At 36.0% G+C, this 6,970-nt stretch carries 8 protein-coding genes; 1 reads left to right on the top strand and 7 read right to left on the bottom strand.

Features of this window, described 5'->3' with window-relative positions:
* The coding region (locus COZ07_RS08040; protein ID WP_406608045.1) for an FAD-dependent oxidoreductase at window positions 1-1,075 on the top strand (1,075 nt) is incomplete at its 5' end.
* A gap of 22 nt (window positions 1,076-1,097) precedes the next feature.
* On the opposite strand, the gene COZ07_RS08035 is transcribed toward COZ07_RS08040, so the two are convergent.
* From COZ07_RS08035 to pyrR, 7 genes are all read right to left on the bottom strand, one after another.
* Window positions 1,098-1,541 (bottom strand): OsmC family protein, encoded by a 444-nt coding sequence (locus COZ07_RS08035; protein WP_406608044.1) that lies wholly within the window; start codon window positions 1,539-1,541, stop codon window positions 1,098-1,100.
* Between the two features lie 101 nt (window positions 1,542-1,642).
* Window positions 1,643-2,506, bottom strand: a complete 864-nt coding sequence (locus COZ07_RS08030) for a bifunctional 5,10-methylenetetrahydrofolate dehydrogenase/5,10-methenyltetrahydrofolate cyclohydrolase (protein ID WP_406608043.1) — start codon at window positions 2,504-2,506, stop codon at window positions 1,643-1,645.
* Between the two features lie 136 nt (window positions 2,507-2,642).
* Complete coding sequence (pyrE, locus tag COZ07_RS08025; protein WP_406608047.1) at window positions 2,643-3,221, bottom strand: orotate phosphoribosyltransferase; 579 nt, start codon at window positions 3,219-3,221, stop codon at window positions 2,643-2,645.
* Complete coding sequence (gene pyrF, locus COZ07_RS08020) at window positions 3,217-3,957, bottom strand: orotidine 5'-phosphate decarboxylase (RefSeq protein WP_406608042.1); 741 nt, start codon at window positions 3,955-3,957, stop codon at window positions 3,217-3,219. The genes pyrE and pyrF overlap by 5 nt, the downstream gene beginning before the upstream one ends.
* A gap of 23 nt (window positions 3,958-3,980) precedes the next feature.
* Complete coding sequence (locus COZ07_RS08015; protein ID WP_406608041.1) at window positions 3,981-4,910, bottom strand: dihydroorotate dehydrogenase; 930 nt, start codon at window positions 4,908-4,910, stop codon at window positions 3,981-3,983.
* Complete coding sequence (locus COZ07_RS08010; RefSeq protein ID WP_406608046.1) at window positions 4,903-5,748, bottom strand: dihydroorotate dehydrogenase electron transfer subunit; 846 nt, start codon at window positions 5,746-5,748, stop codon at window positions 4,903-4,905. Before COZ07_RS08010 ends, COZ07_RS08015 begins: the two co-directional genes overlap by 8 nt.
* Before the next feature lie 273 nt (window positions 5,749-6,021).
* A complete protein-coding gene (gene pyrR, locus COZ07_RS08005) occupies window positions 6,022-6,579 on the bottom strand; it encodes a bifunctional pyr operon transcriptional regulator/uracil phosphoribosyltransferase (protein WP_406608040.1) in 558 nt (185 codons plus the stop codon).
* Window positions 6,580-6,970: the final 391 nt, after the last annotated feature.

The raw sequence follows: 6,970 nt of genomic DNA, 5'->3' as shown, positions 1-6,970 counted from the left end.
TCAAAGTGCAGCCATTAGATATTGCCCCTCGGTTGAGGATAAAATAATTAGGTTCCCCCAAAAAGAATCTCATCAGATATTTTTAGAACCAGAGGGTTACCATACGGAAGAAATTTATCTCCAAGGATTTTTTACCAGTCTACCTGCTGATGCCCAACAAGAGGCCCTACATACTATCAGGGGACTAGAGAATTGTGAAATTATCAGATATGGATATGCTATTGAATATGATATTATTTACCCTAACCAATTAAAATACTCATTAGAAACTAAAATGATTAGAGGTCTATTCCTGGCGGGGCAGATAAATGGAACCTCAGGTTATGAAGAGGCAGCTGAACAGGGACTAATGGCTGGTATAAATGCAGTACAGCTTATAGCTGGAAAAAACCCCTTAATTCTGGATCGTTCAGAGGCCTATATTGCCGTAGAGATAGATGATTTAGTTACTAAAAGTGTGACTGAGCCCTATCGGCTAAGAACTGGTTTAGCAGAATATCGACTTCTATTAAGACAGGATAATGCTGATTTAAGGCTCATTTCTTATGGATATAAAGTGGGATTAATTGCGGAAGAAAGATATAAAAAATTTATAAAGAAAAAAGAATTAATTGAAAAAGAAAAAGAAAGATTAAAGGAAGTAATTATTCATCCTACTGAAGAAGTAAATAATTTACTATATAAATTGAATACTACCCCACTTTCTCAAGCCGCAAATTTAACTACTCTGCTTACCAGACCAGAAGTAACTTATCAACAGACTGTTTCCATTGATCCCCAAAGACCAAAACTTCCTACTGCGGTAACTGAGCAAGTGGAAATTCAAATAAAATATGCCGGATACATTAAGCGCCAAAAAACGCAAGTAAAAATATTTAAAAAATTAGAAAATTATAAAATACCTCAAGGTATCGACTATTTTAAAATTCACGGTATCTCTCATGAAGGACGAGAAAGATTCTCCGAAATTCAACCTATCTCTTTAGGACAGGCTAAAAGAATCTCCGGAATTACTCCTGCTGATATCACTGCCTTAATGATAAATATCGAAAAAATGAAAAGAACAAAAAAGTAGGACTGGCGAAATCCCTGTCCTGCTAATAATTAACACTAACGCTTCCTTTGATCTCTGTCTGGTTGACCAGCATATCAGACACTGGACATGTTTCTTCAACCATTTTATGAAGTTGAAATACCTTTTCTTCAGTAGCTTTTGTTTTTATTTGTACTTCATATCTAATCTGTTTAAACCCTCTTCTCTTTTTACCTCTCTCATCAACCCAACCACCAGGAATCATATCTCCTTCTAAACTAACGATTAAATCCTCTATATCTACTTCAAATCTTTTAGCATAACTTTGGTATGATAATGCTATACATCCACCCAAAGCTGTTAATAATAACTCTACCGGGTTAGGAGCAGTATTAGTACCTCTTAACTCTAAAGGTTCATCGATACCAATCTTAAATTCTCTTATTTCGGTTTCGGCTTTGAAGCCTTTCAGCCATTTAGTCTTAGCTTTATAAGTTCGAACTTTCATTTTTTACTTACCTCCTATAGACAGGCGAGCCTGCTCCTGTGAAAACAGGGGATGTCTGTCCTACTTATTGATTAATTGATAATAATTAGTAAACTGGCAAATTAATTAACTAATTTTTCTGCTGCTTTTAAGGTATTCTGCATCAACATAACATTGGTTATTGGCCCAACTCCTCCCGGAACTGGAGTTACAAGAGATACTTTACCTAAAACTTCATCATAAGCTACATCCCCCACTAATTTTCCTCCTACCTCATTGGTACCCACATCGATAATTATTGCTCCCTCTTTAACCATATCTCTTTTAATTATTTCAGGTTTCCCAACCGCTGCAATTAGAATATCTGCCTGACGGGTAAAATAAATTAAATCTTTAGTTAGAGAATGACAAACAGTAATAGTAGCATTAGCATGTTCCTTTTTTTGTAAAAGAATAAGAGCCATAGGCCTTCCTACAATATTACTCCTTCCTATAATAACTGTATGTTTTCCTTCTACTTCAATATTTTCTCTTTTTATTAGTTCATATACCGCATAAGGTGTACAGGGTAAAAACTCTGGCTTTCCTAAAGCAAGTCTTCCCATATTGATAGGATTAAAACAATCTACATCTTTAGAAGGATTGACTACTTCCTGAATTTGATCCTGATTTATATGTTTAGGAAGTGGGACTTGCACTATAATTCCGCTTATTTTTTTATCTTTATTCAAATTATTGATAAGTTTAAGAAGCTCTTCTGGGGAAGTCTCTTTAGATAAATTATGTTCCTTAAAATTAATAGAAACTTTTTCACAGGTCTTACCTATCATTTTTACATAAAACAAAGATGCCGGATCTTCTCCTACTATAATTACTGCCAATTCAGGAGTTATTCTATTTTTTTGAATAAAATCTTCTACCTTTGTTTTTAAGGACTCAGTAATTTCTTTCGCTATTTTCCTTCCATCAATAATCTTGGTTATCATAAATAATATCTCCTCTTTTTGATTAATTTTTTAAATGCATTTATTAAATATAGTCAAAACATTAAATTATATATTGATATATGAATTTCAAACTAATTTTTAATTATTCTAACCTCTTTAAATATTAACTAATGCTTTAAAGATCTCGACTCCCTGGTTTAATTGCCGGAATTCCTTTTTTGCATAAAGGGCATACTTCGGGTAAATAAGTCTTGATGTCTAAAGTCAATAAACTTTGAGTCTTAACTCCAAAATCAATCTTTCCCCCACTACGATCAATTAATGCTCCTACTCCTACCACTTTCCCTTGTCTTTCTTTTACTATTTCTATAACTTCTCTTACCGAACTCCCTGTGGTAGTGACATCTTCCACCACCAAAACTTTTTCTCCTTTTTTTATCTTAAAACTACGTCGTAAAGTCATCTTACCATTTTCTCTTTCCGTAAAAATTGCCCTAACCCAGGGTCCTAAAACTCGAGCCATTACATGAGCCATAATAATAGCACCCACGGCAGGTCCCACAATTACATCAACGTCCTCACCTCTAAATTTTTTTCCTAACTCGCTACATAAATTATTCATAAATTCTGGATACTGCATAACTTGAGCACATTGAATATAAATATCGCTATGCACACCTGAAGTTAATTTAAAATGTCCTTTTTGAATTGCTCCTGCTTCTTCAAATTTCCTCATTACCTCCTCAGTATTAATAATCATCTTTTAAAACCTCCTCCATTTCTTTTAAAATTTCTTGAGACACCTTTACTGGATTGGTGGCATTGGTTATGGGCCGTCCGATTACTATAAAATCAGCCCCTAATTTTATGGCTTCCTGGGGAGTCATTATCCTTTTCTGGTCATCATCAGATTTACAGACCGGACGTATGCCGGGAGTTAAAATCACAAAATCTTCCCCGCAGGCAGCTCTAAGCGCTTTAATCTCCCAGGGAGAAGCCACCACTCCATCAAGACCAGCAGCTTCCGCCAATTTAGCTAAATGAACCACTTGTTCTTCTATACTTTTTTTTATGCCAATTTCTTTTTCTAATATTTCTTGATTAATGCTGGTAAGTAAGGTCACTCCTAAAATTAAAGGTTTGCTGATGCCTAAGGCAAAACTTAATTTTTTACTTGCTTCTACTGCCGCCTTCATCATTTCATATCCACCGGAAGTATGGAGATCAAAAATATATACCCCTAATTTGCTAACTACTTCCGCTGCTCGAGCAACGGTGTTGGGAATATCGTGAAACTTTAAATCTAAAAAAACTTTACCTCCTTTCTCCTGTACCATTTTGATAACCTTAATCCCTTCAGCAGTAAAGAGTTGATTCCCAATTTTAAAAACCCCCACATAATCAGTCAATTTATCAACCAATTCCTCTGCTTTTTTAAAGTTATTTACATCAAGGGCCAGGACCAATCTTTCCCGTGCGGATAATTTCATTATTTTCCCTCCTATCTTTTATTTTAAATCTTTAGGCTACCTACCAATTCATTTATATCTTTGATTTTATTCTCTACCAGATATGCTTCTATTCCCTTTATAATTTCTATTGCTGCTTGGGGATTAACTAAATTTGCAGTCCCTATGCTTACTGCTCTCGCCCCAGCAATTATAAATTCCAGGGCATCCTCTGCCTTCATTATTCCGCCCATCCCAATTATAGGGATATTTACGGTCTGGAAAACCTGCCATACCATCCACAGAGCTACCGGCTTTACCGCCGGACCAGATAGCCCACCACTGATATTAGCTAATTTAGGTCTTCTTAAGCTGACATCTACAGCCATTCCTACTAAGGTATTTATTAAGGATAGAACATCGGCTCCAGCCTCTTCTGCCGCATGAGCAATTACTTTAATATCGGTCACATTGGGAGATAATTTTACAATCAGGGGAAGGGTAGTGACTTTCCGAATATTATTTACCACTTTATAAGTTAATTGAGCATCGCTTCCCCATACTATTCCTCCTTTTTGGAGATTAGGGCAGGAAATATTAATTTCCAGACCGGCAATCCCTTTTTCTTGAGAAATATTATCTAATTTTCGGGCTAATTCAACATATTCTTCAAGGGTATCCCCGGAAATATTTATTATTACCGGGGTAGTAAATTTTTGTAAATAGGGTAATTTTTTATTAATTAAAACTTCTACTCCTACATTTTGTAAACCAATAGCATTGAGGATGCCGGAGGGAGTTTCTATAATTCGAGGAGGTGGATTTCCCCTCTTCGGTTTTAGAGTAATTCCTTTTAATACTATTGCTCCCAATTTATCCAAATCAATAAAGGGAGAAAACTCTTCGCCATAACCAAAAGTCCCTGAGGCGGTCATTACTGGATTTTTCATCCTTATTCCTCCCACCTCTACCTCTAATCGGGGTTTTTTAGTCATCCCATATCACCTCGTTAGCCTTAAAGACTGGCCCATCTACACAGACTCTTTTATAATCATATTCTTCTTTATTATTCTTCTTTTCTTCTGCCTGTGCGTTACCTGCAGACAGGTTGGTTTTTATTTTACAAACACACCCCAAACATGCTCCAATTCCACAACCCATATGTTCTTCCAAAGATACCTGACTATCAATATTTACCTTTGAGGCAATCTCAGCAATCTTTCTCAACATGGGTTTTGGTCCACAAGTAAATATCTGATCCGGCAACCATCCTTCTTGGATATCTTCTTCTAATAAATTAGTAATCAAACCCTTATGTTTATAACTTCCATCATTAGTAACAATATCCACCTTTGCCCCTAAACTTCTGAAACTTTCCTCACCCAGGACCAGTTCTCTTTTTAAGGCACCTATCAAGACTCGTACTTCCTTACCTTGTCTTATAGATTCTTCAGCTAAAGCCAATAAAGAAGCAACACCTATGCCTCCACCAACTATCATAATCTTCTGACTTTGGGGGTAAATATTAAAACCATTTCCAAGGGGACCTAAAATATCTAATTCATCTCCCCTGACCTTTTGGGATAATAATTTGGTGCCTTCTCCCACTACCTGGAATAAGATAAAGATCTCTCCTTTTTCTTTATCTATCCTGTGGATACTTATCGGTCGGCGGAGTAGAGGGTAATAATCCTGACTGCATTTAATATGCATAAATTGCCCCGGAATGGCTTCTTGAGCTATTAATGGAGCTAATAATTTGATTAAAAAAATATTGGGAACCACTTCTTCTTTTAATAATACTTTGGCTTTAAGTTTTAAAATCAAACTCATCAACTTTCCTTAATTTAATGTTTACCTATCTAGTAGAGCGTTCTCTAAATATCTTTACATTTTGTTCTGTCATTGCGAGGAGCAAAGCGACGAAGCAATCCCTTGATTTGTAAGGACTTGAGATTGCTTCGCTATCGCTCGCAATGACAAATCATTGTAACATTATTAAAGAAACGCTCTACTAGTTAGTTTTTGGTTAACCGCTACCCTAATAATCCATCAACCAACTAACCAGGTAACCAATTAACTAATTAACCAAATACGAATCTAGTTTTACGTTATTTCTATATCTTTTATCGCTATTCCTACTTGGTCTTCCCCGTCCACTTCCGTTAACTTGACTTTAATTATCTCTTTCTTGGAAGTAGGGATATTTTTACCGATATAGTCGGCCCGAATAGGAAGCTCCCGATGTCCTCTGTCTATAAGAACCGCTAATTGTATCACCTGGGGTCTTCCTAAATCTACTATTGCATCCATTGCCGCCCTAGTGGTTCTTCCGGTATAAAGGACATCATCGACCAGTACTATTTTTTTCTGGGATACATCAAAGGGTATTTCCGTTTTGCGCACCAGTGGCTGACGGCTAACCTGGGATAAATCGTCCCGATAGAGAGTTATATCTAATATTCCTACCGGAATTTCTTTCTTTTCTATCTTGAAAATCTCCTGGGCTAATCTTTTGGCCAGAAAAACTCCTCTGGTCCTTATTCCAACAAGGGCCAAGTCAGCAATCCCTTTATTTTTTTCCACTATCTCATGGGCAATTCTTACTAAGGTCCTTCTAATCTCATTTTCCCCCATCACCACAGTCTTTTCCTGTATATTCATTTTTTTAAACCTCCTCTTCTACGACACCTATATTTAAATAAAATAAAAAACCCCTTTCCAACCTATTCTGGCTGATAAGGGGGTAATAGTTTTTCCTTATCAGCCTCACTGGACTGATCTTAAAGGAAGATATATTTTATTTATATAATAAAATATCCTCTTATTAAATGGCTAATAAGAGGATATAATTTTCTCTTTTTATCCCCTTATTAGTCTCTCCGTACTATTTTAAAAGGGCAATTATAATTTGTTTTTATAATAATATATTAAAAGCACTCAGCAGTCAAATAATTTTTGTGCGTTGTCCAGGAAATACGAATAAAGAGAACCGTCCCCTGTATTTTTAGGGGGCAAGGCCCCCTTGTCCCTCCAATAGTTAAATTGATAAATG

The organism is Candidatus Infernicultor aquiphilus (genome assembly GCF_002784285.1).
In the GTDB taxonomy this organism is placed as follows: Bacteria; Atribacterota; Phoenicimicrobiia; order Phoenicimicrobiales; family Phoenicimicrobiaceae; genus Infernicultor; species Infernicultor aquiphilus.
This window is presented reverse-complemented; position numbering and strand designations above follow the sequence as displayed.